Origin of the sequence: Bradyrhizobium sp. CER78 (assembly GCF_029846235.1) — a bacterium.
In the GTDB taxonomy this organism is placed as follows: domain Bacteria; phylum Pseudomonadota; class Alphaproteobacteria; order Rhizobiales; family Xanthobacteraceae; genus Bradyrhizobium.
Map to the genome: position 1 here is coordinate 264,382 of NZ_JARVWP010000006.1, position 17,722 is coordinate 282,103.

Consider the following 17,722-nt stretch of genomic DNA (forward strand, 5'->3'; position numbering starts at 1 on the left):
CAGGTGCGCAATTGCGCACCGGGGAATCTCGAGATTCCGGGTTCGATGCTGTCGCATCGCCCCGGAATGACGGTTTAACCAACCGAAAGCCACCGAATGTCCAAGAGCCTGATCGACCTGCTGTCCATCCTCGATCTCGAGCAGCTCGAGGTGAATTTGTTCCGCGGCAATAGCCCGAAGACAAGCTGGCAGCGCGTGTTCGGCGGCCAGGTGATCGGTCAGGCGATGGTCGCGGCGTGCCGCACCGTCGAGGGCCGCCTGCCGCATTCGATCCATTGCTACTTCATCCTGCCGGGCGATCCGCAGATCCCGATCATCTACCAGGTCGAGCGGCTGCGCGACGGCAAGAGCTACACCACCCGCCGCGTCACCGCGATCCAGCACGGCAACGCGATCTTCTCCATCATGGTGTCGTTCCATGCCGATGAAGAGAGCAACTTCAATCATCAGGAGAAGATGCCCGACGTGCCGCCGCCGGAGAAGCTGACCGCGGAGGAAGTGTCGAAGCAGCCGATGTTCAAGGAGATGCCGGAGTTCATCCGCCGCTACTATGAGAGCGACCGGCCGATCGAGCTGCGCCCGGTCGAGCTCGGCCGCTATTTCGGCCAGAAGATCGACGACGGCCGCATCCATGTCTGGATCCGCACCGCGGCGAAGCTGCCCGACGATCCGGCGCTGCATCTGTGCGCGCTCGCCTATGCGTCGGATTTCTCGCTGCTCGATGCCGTGATGGCGCGCTATGGCCGCACGCTGTTCGACCGGCGCATGATGCCGGCGAGCCTCGACCACGCGATGTGGTTTCACCGCCCATTCCGCGCCGACGAATGGCTGCTCTACGCGCAGGATTCGCCGAGTGCGCAGTCGGGCCGCGGTCTGACCCGCGGCCTGATCTTCAAGCCCGACGGCACGCTGGTGGCGTCGGTCGCGCAAGAAGGCTCGGTGCGCGAACGCAAATAACCTTTCAGCTACCCGCGGCCGCGCCGCGCTCGGTCAACGCGAATTGCGAGATGAACCAGTTGGCGTACCAGCGCAGCACCCACGGAATCGGAATCAGGAAGCCGCAGCCGACCGCGAACACGATGGTTCGCCACAGCACGTCGAGGCCGGAGGCATTGAAGGTGACCTCGCGGCGCGTGCCCTCGACGTTGCGGCAGATCCAGCGCAGCCATGCGGTCATCACCCAGGCCCAGCCGATGATGGTGATGGACGCGATCACCATCAGCACGTACCAGCCGACATAGACGGCCGGGCTGCCGTTGAACGAGATCGGCAGGTCCTGGCCGCTCGAGCTGAGGCGGCCGAAGATCCAGCGCACGATCATCCAGCTCAGGAAGCCCTGCAACAGCAGCGAGAGCAGCGTGACGATGTTGCTGTTGGCGGCTCCGGCATAGGTCAGAAGGCCGAGCACGATGAAGACGTACCAGATGTCGAGAGGCTGCCCGGTGAAGGCGAGGTGCGGCCGGCCGGGCACGCGAATATAGGGAATCGCAAAGCGGTACAGGCCGGTCGCGGTCCACGGCGCGGGGATGACGAAGATCTGGCCGATGAACATCAGCACGCTGCGTCCGAACAGGCCCCAGATCGGGAAGTCGGCCGACAGCGCGCCGCCGCTGTAGCTTGCCGATGCCGCAACCGGCGGCGGTGCACCGGCCTGCGGAAACGCCGGCGGAGCCCCCGCGCTCGGAACAAGTCCTGGAATCTCCCCGGCCTTCTGCCAGCCGGCCATTCCCTCGGTCCACACCAGCGTATCGGCGCCCACCATGCCACGGGTGATCAAGTCGCGGAGCTGAGCTTCAGGCAGGGGGCCTTTTTGCTGGCCTTCGGATGCATAAAACCAGTTTCGGTTCGACATTTCTTGTTCCTCGGGGCGCGCGCATGGGGACGCGCGGTAGGCGAAACGAGCCAGCGGGACCGCTGGCCGGGGCGGGAAAGCCATATTCTGGCGGAGGGTTGTCGTCTCGTACAGTGACGGAGTTCACCCGCCGCGCACGTTTTCCCCTTCAACCTGCAACTTTTTTGTGCCATTTGCCCAGAAAGCTGCCAGATTTGGCGGACGCGAAATAACCGGGATGGCAAATTGCCGCTCCGGGGACGGCAAGCGCCGCTTCGGGGACGGGCGGACACGGAAAATCTCAAGGAAATAAAGGCCTGAACCATGAAACTCGTCGTCGCGATCATCAAACCGTTCAAGCTTGACGAAGTGCGCCAGGCCCTGACCGCGATCGGCGTCCACGGCATGACGGTGACCGAGGTGAAGGGCTATGGCCGCCAGAAGGGCCACACCGAGATCTATCGCGGCGCCGAATATGTCGTGAATTTCCTGCCCAAGCTCAGGATCGAGATCGCCGTCGACACCGAGCTCGCCGACAAGGCGGTCAGCGTCATCACCCAGCACGCCCGCACCGGCCAGATCGGCGACGGCAAGATCTTCGTGACGCCGATCGACCACGCGCTGCGCATCCGCACCGGCGAGACCGATAACGACGCGCTCTGAGTTCTATCGAGGTCGCGCCGGCAACGACGCCGGCGCGCCAAAATCCACACCAAGAAACGACGACACGCCGGGGAATGATGATGGGGGCACGAGCTCTTCGTGCAGCGATATCAGCTGCGCCGATCACTGCTGCAATCCTGCTCGCGTGGAGCGCGCCGGCCTTGGCGCAAGATTCTGCAGCCAACTCCGGCATCAACGCCGCCGACACCGCCTGGATGATCGTCGCCACCGCGCTGGTGCTGATGATGACGATCCCGGGGCTGGCGCTGTTCTACTCCGGCATGGTGCGCAAGAAGAACGTGCTGGCGACGATGGCGCAGAGCCTCACGGCCGTCGCTCTGATCTCGATCCTCTGGGTCACCTTCGGCTATTCGCTGACCTTCGTCGGCAACGGTCCTTGGCTCGGCTCGCTCGACAGCTGGTTCCTGGCCGGCATCACCATGGACAGCGTCAATCCGGCGGCAAAGACCATCCCGGAAGCGCTGTTCATGCTGTACCAGATGACGTTCGCGATCATCACGGTGGCGCTGGTTGCGGGCTCGGTCGCCGACCGCATGCGATTCTCCGCCTATGTACTGTTCTCGATCGGCTGGTTCATCTTCGCCTATGTGCCGCTGGCGCATTGGGTGTGGGGCGGCGGCTTCCTCGCATCAGTGGGCGTGCTGGATTTCGCCGGCGGCCTCGTCGTGCATCTCTCCGCCGGCATCAGCGGCCTCGTCGCCGCCAAGGTGATGGGCAACCGGCACGGCTATGGCCATGACAACCTGTCGCCGTTCGATCTGTCGCTCGCCGTGGTCGGCACCGGCCTGCTCTGGGTCGGCTGGTTCGGCTTCAACGGCGGCTCGGCGCTCGCGGCCAATTCGCGTGCGGTGATGGCGATCACCGCCACGCATCTTGCGGCCTGCGCCGGCGCGCTGACCTGGGGCGCGATCGAATGGGCGACGCGCCGCAAGCCGTCGGTGCTCGGCATGATCTCGGGCGCGGTCGCGGGGCTCGGCACCATCACCCCGGCATCCGGATTCGTCGCGCCGTGGCACGGCGTCATCATCGGCATCATTGCCGGCCTGGTCTGCTTCTGGGCCTGTACCTGGCTGAAGCATCGCTTCAAGTATGACGACTCGCTCGACGTGTTCGGCGTGCACGGCATCGGCGGCCTGACCGGCACGCTGCTCGCGGGCATCTTCGCGGCCTCCGCGATCGGCGGCACGTCCGGCCTGCTCGAAGGCAATCCGAATCAGCTGCTGATCCAGCTCTATGGGGTCGGTGTTACGGCGCTCTGGTGCGGCGGCGTCACCTTCGTGCTGCTCAAACTGGTCTCTGCCTTCGTCCCGCTCCGTGTCTCGATGCAGCAGGAGATGGAAGGCCTCGACATCTCGCAGCACGGGGAAGCGCTACAGTAGAGCTCACAGGGCCGGTGGGAGCCTGGCGGCAAATTCGCAAAACAACCCCATGCAAAGCACCCCAGCGCTCCCGACGTCACGCAGCACGGCGTGAGGACAGTTCGGGCTTGCGCGACACATAAGTGTATGCTTATGTATCGGCATGATTGAAGCTGATATCTTCAAGGCGCTGGCCGATCCGACCCGCCGCAAGGTGTTCGAGAAGCTGGCTGGCGGCAGCCTGAACGCCAGCGCCTTGCGCGACGGCCTTGAGATCAGCCAGCCGGCGATGTCGCAACATCTCGCGGTGCTGCGCGCGGCGGGCCTGGTGCGCGAGCAGCGGCAGGGCCGTTTCGTGAATTACGAGGTCGACCCGGACGGCATCGCCAGCATCGGCAGCTGGCTCGCCCGCTACCGCGCCTATTGGCCGAAGCGCATCGAAGCGCTCTCCGGCCTGCTGAAGGACATGGATCAATGAGCGATGCAGTCGAGCCTGACGCGGACCAAGCCCTGGTGCAAGCCCTCGTGATCGAATACGAGCTCGACGCACCGCCTGAAAAAGTCTGGCGCGCCGTGACCATTCCGGCGCTGCGCGAACGCTGGCTGCCGGATTGCGATCTCGCCGGCGCCGAGCCGGAAGCAACGATCACAGGCGAAGAGGTGCGTTACCGGCTCCGCGAGTCCGAGCCGCCGTTTCGCGAAAGCCATGTCACCTTCCGGATCGAGCCGAACGAGGCCGGCGGCACCCGCTTTCGCATCATCCAACAAGCCTGCGACGAGCGAGCAAGACTGCCGCAGGCCGCCAACAGCAACCGCCGCACCGTGATGCGCGCGGCCTGATCGCAAACTTCACCGCTGAGACGTCATCACCTGCAGACATGGAGGTCGCCGATGCGCGACATGATGCAACTCATCCCCATGGTCGTCGAACAGTCGACCCGCGGCGAACGCTCCTTCGACATCTATTCCAGGCTGCTGCGCGAGCGCATCATCTTCCTGAACGGCGAGGTCAATGATGCGATGTCCGGGCTGGTCTGCGCGCAGTTGCTGTTCCTCGAGGCTGACAACCCGAACAAGCCGATCAACCTCTACATCAACTCCTATGGCGGCGTGATCACCAGCGGGCTTGCGATGTACGACACCATGCAGTTCATCAAGGCACCGGTGCACACGCTGTGCATGGGCACCGCGCGCTCGATGGGCTCGTTCCTGCTGATGGCCGGCGAGCCCGGTCACCGCGCCGCGCTGCCGAATGCGAGCCTCCACGTGCATCAGCCGCTTGGCGGCTTCCAGGGCCAGGCGTCCGACATCCTGATCCACGCCACCGAGATGCAGGAGACCAAGCGGCGCATCATCCGCCTTTACGCGCAGCATTGCGGGCGCACCGAAGCCGACGTCGAGCGGACGCTGGACCGCGATCACTTCATGTCCGCGCAGCAGGCGCTCGAATGGGGCTTGATCGATAAGGTCTTCGCGGCACGCGACGCCGCCTAATGGTCCGGCATCGCCCTATTTGGATACCCATTACTGCTCCCCCACTGAGCAGAATTGTGTCCGGACCCTGGCTTGCTCACGAATTGAGCCAACCTGATTAGATTTTAGGCGCGGCGGAATAGCGCAGGGGCACCGCGCTCCCGCAATGCGGGAAAACATCCGGATTCATAATCCATTAGCGAACGCCGGCCGGTTGGCACGGCATTTGATTCTAAGGGTCCCGGCTGTGCCCGCGTAGTGGATGTCCTCCGCGTGGTGAATCTCAGTCGAAACTCCCGGTGCTCGTTCGCACCGGGTCCAAGCGGGGATAGGACTCATGAAAATTGTTATGGCGATCATTAAGCCATTCAAGCTGGAAGAGGTCCGTGACGCCCTGACCGCCATTGGCGTTCACGGTCTCACGGTGACGGAAGTCAAGGGGTACGGCCGTCAGAAGGGTCACACGGAAATTTATCGCGGCGCCGAATATGCCGTGAGCTTCCTGCCCAAGATCAAGATCGAGGTCGCAGTCGGCTCCGACCAGGTCGACAAGACCATCGACGCCATCACCTCCGCCGCCAAGACCGGACAGATCGGCGACGGCAAGATCTTCGTCATCAGCCTCGAGCACGCCGTGCGCATCCGCACCGGCGAGGCCGATGCGGCGGCCCTCTGATTTCGCGCTCAAACCTTAAGACCTCAGGAGTAATATGACATGACGTTCAAGCGTCCCTATGGCGCGGGACTGGCGGCCCTCGCAGTCGGCCTCTTTGCCGCAACCGCCGCCTACGCCGAGCCAACCGTCAACAAGGGCGACAACGCCTGGATGCTGACATCGACGGTGCTGGTGCTGTTGATGACCATCCCGGGCCTCGCGCTGTTCTATGGCGGTCTCGTCCGCTCCAAGAACATGCTCTCGGTGCTGGCGCAGGTGTTCTACACCGTCTGCATCGTCACCGTGCTCTGGGCCCTCTACGGCTACAGCCTCGCCTTCACCGGCGGCTCCGACTTCATCGGTGGCTTCTCCAAGGCCTTCCTGATGGGCGTCACGCCGGACTCGAAGGCGGCGACCTTCTCGGTCGACGCCAACATCTCGGAGCTGGTTTACGTTTGCTTCCAGATGACCTTCGCGGCGATCACGCCGGCCCTCATCGTCGGCGCCTTTGCCGAACGGATGAAGTTCGCGGCGATCGCGCTGTTCATCCCGATCTGGGTCACCGTGATCTACTTCCCGATCGCGCACATGGTCTGGTACTGGCCGGGCCCGGACGCGATCCAGGATGCTGCCAAGGCACTCGCCGCCGCGGCTGAGGGCGATGCCAAGACGAAGGCGCAGGCCGCCCTCGACGCGATCAATGCCGACGCCGGCTGGATCTTCAAGAAGGGTGCGATCGACTTCGCCGGCGGCACCGTCGTGCACATCAACGCCGGCATCGCCGGCCTGGTCGGCGCGCTGCTGATCGGCAAGCGCACCGGCTACGGCAAGGAGCTGATGGCTCCGCACTCGCTGACCATGACCATGATCGGCGCCTCGCTGCTCTGGGTCGGCTGGTTCGGCTTCAACGCCGGCTCCAACCTCGAAGCCAATGGCGGCGCGGCGCTCGCCATGACCAACTCCTTCGTGGCGACCGCCGCGGCGGCGTTGTCCTGGATGTTCGCGGAATGGATCATCAAGGGCCATCCCTCGCTGCTCGGTGCGCTCTCGGGCGCGGTCGCGGGCCTCGTCGCGGTGACGCCGGCGGCCGGCTATGCCGGTCCGATGGGCGCCATCGTGCTCGGCCTCGTGGTCGGCGTGGTCTGCCTGTTCTTCTGCACGGTGGTGAAGAACGCGCTCGGCTATGACGACTCGCTCGACGTGTTCGGCGTCCACTGCATCGGCGGCATCGTCGGCGCGCTCGGCACCGGCATCCTGGTCAACCCGGCACTCGGTGGCGCCGGCATCATCGACTACACCGCGATCCCGCCGAAGGTCGCCGATTACGACTTCGCGGCGCAGATGATCTCGCAGGTCTGGGGCGTCTGCACCACGCTGGTGTGGTCGGGCATCGGTTCGGCGATCCTCTACAAGATCGTCGACGTGATCGTCGGCCTGCGCGCCAACGTCGAGACCGAGCGTGAAGGCCTCGACATCACCGAGCACACGGAGCGCGCCTACAACATGTGAGTTCTCCCGGGACTCTGGCTCCCTCCGGGGCCAGGTCCAGAACTACGGTCCGGGCACATACCCGGCAATGTCCGGACCGTTGAGGGGCTCCAGCGCAAGTTGGAGCCCCTTTCTTTTTTCTGCGGCTTGAGAAAATAATGTCGGAATTGCCTGCCATCATGGAATGACAGGCTACAAACAATGAAGCCGACAACAAGAACGGGAGGACGTCATGAAGGTGCAAGGCAGGTGCTATTGCGGCAACGTGCGCTATGAGGCCGAAGGCGAACCGATGATGGCGGCGCAATGCCTGTGCCGCGAATGCCAGTACATCACGGGCGGCGGGCCGAACCTGTTCATGGCGATGCCGGCCACCGGCTTCAAATACACCGCAAGCGAGCCCAAGCAGTTCACGCGCAAGGATCTCGAACGCGCCGTGACCCGGGAATTCTGCCCCGAATGCGGCACGCATCTGCTGACCAAGGTGCCCGGCCTGCCCGCGACGATCCTGAAGGTCGGCACCTTCGACGACCCCAGTGTGTTCACTCCGCAGATGACGATCTACGCCTGCGACAAGCAGACCTTCCACCATCTGCCCGAGGGCAAGCCGTCGTTCGAGAAGCTGCCGGCGCGGTAGACGCCGCGCATCGCGGGCCGTAGCCCGGATGGAGCCAACGGGTCGCGCGAACGCGCGCCCGATGACAGGCTCCGCGCAATCCGGGAACGGTATTCCGCCTGGAAAGATCGCCCCGGATTTCGCTTCGCTTGATCCGGGCTACAGGTGCTCACGCCGCATCACGTGCGTGCTCGACGCGGTCGCGGCCGTGGCGCTTGGCGGCGTAGAGCGCCTGGTCGGCGGTGCGCATCAAATTGCCCAGATCGAAGTCGGTCTCCTTCACGGTGAAGCCGATGCTGATCGTCACCGGCAGCCGGGTCACGCCGTCGAGGATGGTTCTTTCAGCGCAATCGCGGCGGATTTCCTCGGCGCCGTGCGCGGCCTGCTCGTGGCTCCGGCCTGTCAGCACCGCGGCGAATTCCTCGCCGCCATAGCGGGCGACCAGCGCGCCGTGCCGGACCGCGAACTGGCGCAGCACATCGGCGATCTCGACCAGCACCTTGTCGCCGATCTCATGTCCGTAGCGGTCGTTGATCGACTTGAAATGATCGATGTCGCACATCAGCACCGCCGCTGACGCACCATTCGTCTCCGCCTTCTCGAGCGCGATCGTCGCCTCGGCATCGAAGCCGCGACGGTTGAGCAGCCCGGTCAATTGGTCGGTCTGGGAGATCTGCGCGAGCTCACGCCGGGTCCGCGCCAGCTCCAGCATCAACAGGCCGGCGCGATACGACATGGCGCCGCTGAGCGTAACGGCGATGAAGACGCCGGCGGTGAGTCCAAAGGCCTGCATCTGGCCGACCGTGATCTGCGCCGCCAGATCGCGGCCGAACACCAGCATGCCGATGGTGAAGGACATCACTGCGGTCATGCCGGCGGCAATGACCATCACCTTGCCGGTGCGGCGCAGGACATCGCCGCGTGTCTCGATCTTGATCGCCATTTCCGTCTGCACGACCTCGCAATACGCGGGATCATTCATTCCTGCAGTATTGCAAATTGCTGAAGGATTTCGTGACGCGCGTGCCGGGCTTAACGGCGGGTAAAGCGGAACGCTCGAATCGGCGGCAATGACCGGCCAACGGCGTCAGTCGACCAGGACTTCCTCTTCCGGAAGCTCGCGCGGCGCGCCGTCGCGCAGGTAGCCTTGCAGGATCGTGGCGAGCGCCAACGGGGTGAGGCGCTCTTCCGCGCTGGATAGATCGGCGATCGGCCACCAGCGGAAGCAATCGAGCACCTTCGCTTCGGCCGCATCGGTCATGACGGGGTCGAATCGGTCGGCGTAGACGATGCGGTATTCTTCTTTCTGCGAGATCCGCCGTCCCCCCCAATTGAAGGTGTGATGGCGTCGCCAGACGAGAGGGCCGTGCGCGAAGCCGGTCAGCCCCACTTCCTCGGCCAATTCCCGCTGCAACGTCGCCTCCGGCGTCTCGTCGCCCTCGCTGCCGCCGCCGGGCGCGATCCAGAAGCAATCGCCGTGCGGCGGGCGAATCCGCAGCAGCAGGACTTCGCGCTCGCCCGTGATGATGAGCGCCCTGACGGCGCGGCGATGGATCATGGCTCGGTGCAATTTCGCTGCGGTTTTGTTCGGCCAGCGCTGATATCACGCGCCGGCCGACCGCGCCCGCCGCCGATGGTTAATCGCGTCTTAACCTCGCCCTATCTATGGTGACTTGATCGGTTTACGGTCGGCGCCCCTCAACCCCGACCGCAGTGAAAGTGCTGGCATTTCAACCATGGCAATGACCGCCTCATCCGGCTTGGCGCAGGGCGCCGGCGATGTCGCATCCGCCGGCCAGGCCGAGCGTTCCCCATTCGTGCGTACCACCGAGCTCCTGGCGCCCTACCAGCCGGCTAAGCCATTGATTACGCTGTCGGTTGGCGAGCCGCAGCACCCGGTGCCGGACTTCGTCGGGCCGGTGCTTTCGAAGCACACCGCCGAGTTCGGCCGCTACCCGATGGCCAAGGGCATCGAGCCGTTCCGCCGCGCGGCCGCGGCCTGGCTGTCGAGCCGGTTCCAGTTGCCGCGCCCGGTCGACCCGGAGAGCGAGGTGACGGTGCTGAACGGCAGCCGCGAGGGGCTGTTCTTCGCCGCGATCACGGCAGCCCGCTACGTCTCGCCGCGCAAGGGCCGACCGGCGATCCTGATGCCGAATCCGTTCTATCCGGCCTATGGCGCCGGCGCCCGCGCGGCCGGCTGCGAGCAGATCTATCTGCCGACCACGCTCAGCAACGGCTTCCTGCCCGACCTTGATTCGATCGACGAGGCGACGCTGGCGCGTACCGTGGCGTTCTTCCTCGCCTCGCCGGCCAATCCGCAGGGCTCGGTCGCCTCGCGTGCCTATTTCACGCGGCTGAAGCAGCTCGCCGATCGCCATGGCTTCATGATCCTGAGCGACGAGTGCTACTCGGAGATCTACACCCGCGAAGCACCGGGCAGCATGCTGGAATGCGCCGGACCCGACTTCACCAATGTGGTGGCGTTCCAGTCGCTGTCGAAGCGCTCGAACCTGCCGGGCATGCGCGTCGGCTTCGCCGCAGGCGACCGAAAGTTCATGGCCGCGTTCCTCGAGCTGCGCAACGTCGCCGCGCCGCAGGTGCCGGTGCCGCTGCAGCATGTCGCGGTCGCCGCCTATGGCGACGAAGCGCATGTCGAGGAGAACCGCAGGCTCTATCGCATCAAGTTCGATCTCGCCGACCAGATCCTCGGCAGCCGCTACGGCTACAAGCGGCCCGCCGGCGGCTTCTGCGTGTGGCTCAACGTCTCCGATCGCGGCGGCGACGAGGCGACGACGGTGAGGCTCTATCGCGACGCCGGTGTTCGCGTGATTCCCGGCAGCTATCTGGCGCGCGAGCAGAACGACGGTTCCAATCCGGGCGCGGGCTATATCCGCCTCGCGCTGGTCTCCGATAGTGAATCGACGGCCGAGGCGATGCATCGCCTGGTCGAAACCCTGGGTTAATCGCGAAGCGCGAAGATTGAGTATGCCAGCGATCGAACGTGTCATCCCCCTGGTCGGCCATCTGCCGCTCTCGCTGCGCGAGGCGCTGGCGCGGCGGCTGCGCGAACTGACCGGGCTCGGCCTGATCGCGCTGTCAGGCGGCATCGCCGCGGCACTGATGACCTGGTCGGTGCAGGACCCGTCGCTGAGTCACGCCACCTCGCGCGCGATCCGCAATGTGCTCGGCTATCCCGGCGCGATCGGCGCCGACCTCCTGATGCAGATTCTCGGCCTCGGCGCGATCATGCTGCTGCTGCCGGTCGCGGTGTGGGGCTGGCGGATGCTGACGCATCGCCCGTTCGACCGCGAGGCATTGCGGCTCGGCTGCTGGATCCTGTGCACGGTGATCGCGGCGGGCTTCGCCAGCTGCTGGCCGCACAACACCGCCTGGCCGCTGCCGACCGGGCTCGGCGGCGTCGTTGGTGACGCGCTGCTGCGCGCGCCGGCCGTGGTGTTCGGGCCGCCCGGCTTCGTCTACCGCGTCGTGCTCGGGCTGATCCTGTTTGTCGCGATGGCCGCGTGCTTCCTGTTCGCCTGCGGCTGGGGCGCCAAGGAGCAGGACGACGAGCTGACGCCGATCTCGGACGACGACGAGCCGTTCGTCGAGGACGACGAGGACCGCAGCTCGGTCTCGCTGGGCTGGCTGTTCCACGCGCTGATGAGCGCGAAGGCCCGGCTCGGCTGGCTGTTCACAACAGCCTATAAATCGCTGGTGTCGAGCGGATCGCAGGGCCGCAGCGCCGCGTTCGAGCGTCAGGAGCCCAATATCGGCGGCGGCCGTTCGGCGCCCTCGATCGCGCCCGCGCATCACGATCACGACGAGGACGAAGACGAGGCTGAGGCTTTCGACGACGAGGAAGAAGAGGACGAGGAGGAGGAGGAAGCTCCCGCCGCCCGCGCCCCGCGCAGGAAGGCCGAGCCGAAGCCGAAGAAGAAGAATTCCGACAAGTTCGAGCTGCCGTCGGTCTCGGTGCTCAGCGCGCCGAAGGCGAGCGATCGCCAGCCGCTGAGCAAGGCCGAGCTGGAAAGCAATTCGCGCGCGCTGGAAGGCGTGCTGCAGGACTTCGGCGTGCGCGGCGAGATCGTCAAGGCCAATCCCGGCCCGGTCGTCACGCTATACGAACTGGAGCCCGCGCCCGGCATCAAGTCATCGCGCGTGATCGGGCTGTCCGACGACATCGCGCGCTCGATGAGCGCGCTGTCGGCCCGCGTCGCCGTGGTCGCCGGCCGCAACGCGATCGGCATCGAGCTGCCGAACGCGCATCGCGAGAAGGTCTACCTGCGCGAGCTGCTGGTCGCCAAGGAGAGCACCGAGTCGGTGGCAAAGCTGCCGCTGTGTCTCGGCAAGACGATCGGCGGCGATCCCGTCATCATCGATCTGGCGCGCACGCCGCACATGCTGATCGCCGGCACCACCGGCTCCGGCAAATCGGTCGCGATCAACACCATGATCCTGAGCCTGGTCTACCGGCTGCGCCCGGACCAGTGCCGCCTGATCATGGTCGACCCGAAGATGCTCGAACTCTCCGTCTATGACGGCATTCCGCACTTGCTGACGCCCGTCGTCACCGACCCGAAGAAGGCGGTGGTCGCGCTGAAATGGGCCGTGCGCGAGATGGAAGAGCGCTACAAGCGGATGGCCAAGCTCGGCGTCCGCAACATCGACGGCTACAATGCGCGCCTCGTCGAGGCCAAGGGCAAGGGCGAAGAGCTGACGCGCACCGTGCACACCGGCTTCGACAAGGAAACCGGCAAGGCGATCTACGAGGAAGAGAAGCTCGACCTCGAGCCGCTGCCCTACATCGTGATCATCGTCGACGAGATGGCCGATCTGATGATGGTCGCCGGCAAGGACATCGAAGGCGCGGTGCAGCGCCTCGCGCAGATGGCGCGCGCCGCCGGCCTGCATGTGATCCTCGCCACACAGCGTCCGTCGGTCGACGTCATCACCGGCACGATCAAGGCGAACTTCCCGACCCGCATCGCCTTCCAGGTGACCTCGAAGATCGACAGCCGCACCATCCTCGGCGAGATGGGCGCCGAGCAGCTGCTCGGCCAGGGCGACATGCTCTACATGGCGGGCGGCGGCCGCATCAGCCGCGTGCACGGCCCGTTCGCCTCCGACGAGGAAGTCGAGAAGGTGGTGCGTCACCTGAAGACGCAGGGGCAACCGGAATATCTCGAAGCGGTCACCGCGGAAGAGCCGACCGACGAGGACGGCGCCGTGTTCGATGCCACCGGCATGGGCGGCGACGGCGGCGGCGACCTGTTCACGCAGGCGGTTGCGATCGTCAAGCGCGACCGCAAGGCGTCGACCTCCTACATCCAGCGCCGGCTGCAGATCGGCTATAACCGCGCCGCCTCGCTGATGGAGCGGATGGAACTTGAGGGCATCGTGGGACCCGCGAATCACGCCGGAAAGCGCGAAATCCTGGTCGGGGAGGAAGAAGGCCAGTTCTGATCGGGGGCGATCATCACGGAAAAACCATATCTCCCTCGGAAGAGGCGGGATAAAATCCGGCGAAGCGGGACGAGCGTCGAACAGAGACCTGACATATCTGATGGCAAAACACCTCATTGACCGCGGCGCGCGCACTGCGCTGGCTCTTTTCGTCACCGCCGCGATCGCAGGCGGCGCGACTGCGCAAAATGCGCCGTCGCCGAAACCCGCCGCACCCAAGGCAGCACCGAAGGTCAAGGACGCCGGCGCGCAGAGCAATGCCGACAAGGGCCCGACCACCACAGGTGCCACCCAGGCACCGCCAGACCCGGTGATTCCCGATCCGCGCCGCAACGTGCCCGCCAGCATCTTCCAGACCTTCGACGCCAACCAGAAGGCGCAGGCCGCCAAGGTCTCGGCCTATCTGTCGTCGCTGCAGACCCTGGTCGGGAATTTCGTGCAGGTCGGCCCCGACGGCACCAAGACCAAGGGCGATTTCTACATCCAGAAGCCCGGCAAGCTGCGCTTCGAATATGACAATCCAAGCACGATCGAGGTGATCGCCGACGGCTCGTCGGTCGCGGTGCGCGACCGCAGGCTCGCCACCCAGGACATCTATCCGCTGTCGCAGACCCCGCTGCGCTATCTGCTGTCGGACCGCATCGACCTGATGAAGGACACCAACGTCGTCAGCGTCACCGCCGATGACGTGTTCGTCAGCATCACGATCGAGGAGAAGCAGGCGCTGGTCGGCACCAGCCGCTTCCTGCTGATGATCGGCGCCAAGGACGGCAAGCTCAAGCAGTGGACCGTCACCGACCCGCAAGGCTACGACACCACGGTTGCGGTCTACAATCTCGACGCCACGCAGAAGCCCGATCCGGGCCTGTTCAAGATCGACTTCACGACCTATCCCGGATCGTCGCCGGGCTAGCCGAGATGCCGTAACCGTAGGGCGGGTTAGCCGAAGGCGTAACCCGCCATTCCCTCCGCGCAAGCATGGTGGGTTACGCTGCGCTAACCCACCCTACGCACCGTTGCTTGTGGACAAAGCGCCGACCCGCACTGAGAACCATGCTAAGACGCAGCTCTCATGCGGTTCTCCGTCACCACCTGGAACATCAATTCGGTGCGCCTGCGCATCGATATCGTCGCCAAATTCCTGAAGAGCGCCCGGCCGGATGTGCTGTGCCTGCAGGAAACCAAGTGCATCGACGATGCGTTTCCGTTGAAGCGCTTCAAGCGGCTCGGCTATGAGCATGTCGCGCTGAACGGGCAGAAGGGCTATCACGGCGTTGCCATCGTCTCGCGCCTGCCGTTCGAGACGACCGACATCCGGACGTTCTGCGACAAGATCGACTCGCGGCACATCTCGGTTTCGTTCGGCGAGAAGGCGCAGATTGCAAAGCCGCTGGTGCTGCATAATTTCTACGTGCCGGCCGGCGGCGACATTCCCGATCCCGCGCTCAATCCGAAGTTCGAGCACAAGCTGCAATTCCTTGACGAGATGAAGAGCTGCGAGCCGCTGCATCCGCGCGGCGACGATCGCCACATCCTGGTCGGCGACCTCAACGTCGCGCCGCATGAGAACGACGTGTGGTCGCACAAGCAGCTGCTGAAGGTGGTCTCGCATACGCCGGTCGAGACCGAGAAGCTGCTCGCGGCGCAGGCGCATGGCGAATGGTTCGACATCGCGCGCGAGCGGATCCCGATGTCGGAAAAAGTCTACACCTGGTGGAGCTATCGCGCCGCGGACTGGACCGTCGGCGACCGCGGCCGCAGGCTCGATCACATCTGGGTCTCGCGCGCGCTGAAGGATCACGTCAGCGATTTCAAGATCACCCGCGACGCCCGCAGCTGGGAGCGGCCGTCGGATCATGTGCCGGTGACGGCGGTGATGGAGGTTTGATTCACTGGTAAAGCAGCAACGTGATCCGTCACCCTGAGGAGCGCGAAGCGCGTCTCGAAGGGTGGACGGCCACCAGCCGGGCCGTGCATCCTTCGAGACGCGCGTTCCGCGCTCCTCAGGATGACGGATTGGAGAGCTGTCGCCCAGTGACGACAATTTATGTGCTCAACTTCCCGCCCGCCATCAGGATATCGCTGGCGAGCTGGCTGGTGCGCAGCGCAAGTTCGTCGCGCAGGCGGCGGGCTGCGGCTGGGTCGCTCTCCAGCACGCGCTGGAACAGGCTGCGCGCGACGCGGATCACCGAGCCGCGCTCCAATGCGGTCGCGGTCGACGGGCGTTTCATCGCGACGATCAATGCGAGCTCACCGATCAGCGCGCCGGGGCCGGCGATGATCTCGGCGCCGCCTTCCTCGACGCGGAAGCTGCCGCGCTGCACGACATAGCCGGCGTCCGCCGCGTCGCCGACCTTGAACAGCACCTCGCCTGCGTTGAAGTCGCGTTGCTCGGAGCCGATCGCCAGCATGCGCAAGGAGCTCTCGCCCAACAGACGCATCGTCGGGACCCGCTCGAGCAGGGCTACGTCATCATCGATCGACATTCAGGTCCGGTAACCGCGGTGCGCCTCGATTTCACGAATCGTTGAGCGCGAAGCGTATCACGGCACCAGCTTGTAGCCACCGGCTTCCGTCACCAGGATTTCCGGGTTGGCGGCGTCCTTCTCGATCTTCTGGCGGAGGCGGTAGATGTGGGTTTCCAGCGTGTGGGTGGTGACACCGGAATTGTAGCCCCAGACTTCCTGGAGCAGGGTCTCACGCGACACCGGCATCTGGCCGGCGCGGTAGAGGAAGCGCAGGATCGCGGTTTCCTTCTCGGTCAGTCGCACCTTGCGGGCATTGGCGCCGGTGAGCATCTTCGAGCCGGGACGGAACGAGTAGGGGCCGACCGAGAACACCGCGTCCTCGCTGGCCTCGTGCTGGCGCAGTTGCGCCCGGATCCGGGCCAGCAGCACCGCGAAGCGGAACGGCTTGGCCACATAGTCGTTGGCGCCGGACTCCAGGCCGAGGATCGTGTCGGAATCGGTGTCGTGGCCGGTCAGCATGATGATCGGGGCCTTGAAGCCACCCTTGCGCAAGCTGCGGACCACTTCGCGGCCGTCGGTGTCGGGCAGGCCGACGTCCATCAGGACCAGATCGGGAGAATTGGCTTTGGCGGCAGTGGCGCCCTTGGCGCCGGTGTCGACTGCGGAGGCTTCGAATTCCTCGTGCAGGGACAGTTGCTCCACCAGCGTATCGCGCAGATCGGTATCGTCATCCACGATCAAGATCTTGCGGGCATTGGCCATAGGTACAATCCTTCGGGGGCGGGGCGGTCAGAGGCGGAGGGCGCTTAAGACCGTAACATCGGCTAGATATGTGCTCAGGTAGGCGATTGTTACCGATTCACAAGGCAACGGCAGTCTACCTCAAATCCGGCGGGGCAGGACGTGAATGTCCTGTAATGCCGGGTGATAGAATGATCCGAACATCCTAGGCAAGTTCAGTTTGGAACGATTCTTGAGGGAAGATCAGCTATTTCAATCACTTATATGACAGCGAAACGTGATCGCCCGCTCTCGGCCATCGAGGTCCGCGCCGCCGCCGGCAATCCGCGCCGGGGCTGGCTGACGGCCGACGGCTGGACGGTTCCCGTGGCGCTCGGACGCGGCGGAATCCTCGCCAACAAGCGCGAGGGCGACGGCGGCACGCCGCGCGGCATCTTCCATCCGCTGCAATTGTGGTGGCGCGCCGACCGGCACCGGCGTCCCCTGACCTTCCTGCCGACCCGGCCGATCCGCCGCGAGGACGCCTGGTGCGAGGACCCCGCCGACCGCCATTACAACCAGCCGATCCGGCTCGACCGCGAGCAGACCGGCGACCGCCTGACCCGCGAGGATCATCTCTACGACTTCATTGTCGAGATCGACCACAACGCTGCGCCGCGGATCGCCGGCCGCGGCAGCGCCGTGTTCCTGCATCTGGCGCGACCGAATTTCGGACCGACCGCGGGCTGCGTCTCGATGACGAAGGCGTCGATGCTGCGGCTGTTGCGGCGAATGTCCCCGCAGACCCGTATCATCATCGGGTAGGGCGTTTTGCGTTCCGATCGCATCGGCGCGCGAATGTTCTGGATGGTTGGAATAGCTGAGCATCGGTTTTCCCACGCGACAGACGCGACGCGTTTGTGCTGAGATTGCTCGCGACCCAAAAACATTCCCCAAAATAAATCT

At 65.0% G+C, this 17,722-nt stretch carries 19 protein-coding genes; 14 read left to right on the forward strand and 5 right to left on the reverse strand.

Annotated features, from left to right (window positions below; translation table 11 throughout):
* Positions 1-96 precede the first annotated feature (96 nt).
* A complete protein-coding gene (gene tesB, locus QDT69_RS15375) occupies positions 97-957 on the forward strand; it encodes an acyl-CoA thioesterase II (RefSeq protein WP_166213056.1) in 861 nt (286 codons plus the stop codon).
* A 4-nt stretch (positions 958-961) separates the two neighbouring features.
* On the opposite strand, the gene QDT69_RS15380 is transcribed toward tesB, so the two are convergent.
* A complete protein-coding gene (locus QDT69_RS15380) occupies positions 962-1,852 on the reverse strand; it encodes a DUF4339 domain-containing protein (protein WP_279707348.1) in 891 nt (296 codons plus the stop codon).
* Between the two features lie 303 nt (positions 1,853-2,155).
* Between QDT69_RS15380 and QDT69_RS15385 the strand changes: the two genes are divergently transcribed.
* From QDT69_RS15385 to QDT69_RS15420, 8 genes are all read left to right on the forward strand, one after another.
* Positions 2,156-2,494: a P-II family nitrogen regulator gene (locus QDT69_RS15385; protein ID WP_016841426.1), complete on the forward strand. Its 339-nt coding sequence runs from the start codon at positions 2,156-2,158 to the stop codon at positions 2,492-2,494.
* A gap of 80 nt (positions 2,495-2,574) precedes the next feature.
* A complete protein-coding gene (locus QDT69_RS15390) occupies positions 2,575-3,894 on the forward strand; it encodes an ammonium transporter (RefSeq protein WP_279707351.1) in 1,320 nt (439 codons plus the stop codon).
* Between the two features lie 142 nt (positions 3,895-4,036).
* Positions 4,037-4,351 carry a metalloregulator ArsR/SmtB family transcription factor gene (locus QDT69_RS15395; RefSeq protein ID WP_279707352.1) on the forward strand — a complete coding sequence of 105 codons (315 nt, stop codon included), beginning with the start codon at positions 4,037-4,039 and terminating at the stop codon, positions 4,349-4,351.
* Positions 4,348-4,713, forward strand: a complete 366-nt coding sequence (locus tag QDT69_RS15400) for an SRPBCC domain-containing protein (RefSeq protein WP_279707353.1) — start codon at positions 4,348-4,350, stop codon at positions 4,711-4,713. The genes QDT69_RS15395 and QDT69_RS15400 overlap by 4 nt, the downstream gene beginning before the upstream one ends.
* Positions 4,714-4,764: 51 nt before the next feature.
* The gene (locus QDT69_RS15405; protein WP_279707354.1) at positions 4,765-5,367 is read left to right on the forward strand and encodes an ATP-dependent Clp protease proteolytic subunit; all 603 of its coding nucleotides are present in this window, start codon (positions 4,765-4,767) and stop codon (positions 5,365-5,367) included.
* Positions 5,368-5,683: 316 nt separating this feature from the next.
* The gene (locus tag QDT69_RS15410) at positions 5,684-6,022 is read left to right on the forward strand and encodes a P-II family nitrogen regulator (protein WP_021082517.1); all 339 of its coding nucleotides are present in this window, start codon (positions 5,684-5,686) and stop codon (positions 6,020-6,022) included.
* A 39-nt stretch (positions 6,023-6,061) separates the two neighbouring features.
* Entirely contained in the window at positions 6,062-7,510 is a 1,449-nt protein-coding gene (locus QDT69_RS15415; protein ID WP_279707356.1) for an ammonium transporter, read from the forward strand.
* A gap of 211 nt (positions 7,511-7,721) precedes the next feature.
* On the forward strand, positions 7,722-8,126 hold the full coding sequence (locus tag QDT69_RS15420; RefSeq protein ID WP_279707357.1) for a GFA family protein: 405 nt from the start codon (positions 7,722-7,724) through the stop codon (positions 8,124-8,126).
* A gap of 148 nt (positions 8,127-8,274) precedes the next feature.
* Here QDT69_RS15420 and QDT69_RS15425 read toward each other — a convergent pair whose 3' ends face one another.
* The gene (locus tag QDT69_RS15425) at positions 8,275-9,087 is read right to left on the reverse strand and encodes a diguanylate cyclase (RefSeq protein WP_279707358.1); all 813 of its coding nucleotides are present in this window, start codon (positions 9,085-9,087) and stop codon (positions 8,275-8,277) included.
* Between the two features lie 105 nt (positions 9,088-9,192).
* A complete protein-coding gene (locus QDT69_RS15430; protein ID WP_279707360.1) occupies positions 9,193-9,663 on the reverse strand; it encodes an NUDIX domain-containing protein in 471 nt (156 codons plus the stop codon).
* 178 nt (positions 9,664-9,841) lie between these two features.
* Here QDT69_RS15430 and QDT69_RS15435 point away from each other — a divergent pair, with 178 nt between their 5' ends.
* From QDT69_RS15435 to QDT69_RS15450, 4 genes are all read left to right on the forward strand, one after another.
* Positions 9,842-11,068: an aminotransferase class I/II-fold pyridoxal phosphate-dependent enzyme gene (locus QDT69_RS15435; RefSeq protein WP_279707361.1), complete on the forward strand. Its 1,227-nt coding sequence runs from the start codon at positions 9,842-9,844 to the stop codon at positions 11,066-11,068.
* 16 nt (positions 11,069-11,084) lie between these two features.
* On the forward strand, positions 11,085-13,568 hold the full coding sequence (locus QDT69_RS15440) for a DNA translocase FtsK (RefSeq protein ID WP_279707362.1): 2,484 nt from the start codon (positions 11,085-11,087) through the stop codon (positions 13,566-13,568).
* 100 nt (positions 13,569-13,668) lie between these two features.
* Positions 13,669-14,481 (forward strand): outer membrane lipoprotein carrier protein LolA, encoded by an 813-nt coding sequence (locus QDT69_RS15445; protein ID WP_279707363.1) that lies wholly within the window; start codon positions 13,669-13,671, stop codon positions 14,479-14,481.
* Between the two features lie 159 nt (positions 14,482-14,640).
* Entirely contained in the window at positions 14,641-15,456 is an 816-nt protein-coding gene (locus tag QDT69_RS15450) for an exodeoxyribonuclease III (protein WP_050425198.1), read from the forward strand.
* A 157-nt stretch (positions 15,457-15,613) separates the two neighbouring features.
* Here QDT69_RS15450 and QDT69_RS15455 read toward each other — a convergent pair whose 3' ends face one another.
* Complete coding sequence (locus QDT69_RS15455; RefSeq protein ID WP_050425197.1) at positions 15,614-16,054, reverse strand: cyclic nucleotide-binding domain-containing protein; 441 nt, start codon at positions 16,052-16,054, stop codon at positions 15,614-15,616.
* Positions 16,055-16,111: 57 nt separating this feature from the next.
* Positions 16,112-16,798, reverse strand: a complete 687-nt coding sequence (locus QDT69_RS15460) for a response regulator transcription factor (protein ID WP_016841446.1) — start codon at positions 16,796-16,798, stop codon at positions 16,112-16,114.
* A 243-nt stretch (positions 16,799-17,041) separates the two neighbouring features.
* On the opposite strand from QDT69_RS15460, the gene QDT69_RS15465 reads away from it, so the two are divergent.
* A complete protein-coding gene (locus QDT69_RS15465) occupies positions 17,042-17,581 on the forward strand; it encodes a L,D-transpeptidase family protein (protein ID WP_279707364.1) in 540 nt (179 codons plus the stop codon).
* The last annotated feature ends 141 nt before the right edge of the window (positions 17,582-17,722 follow it).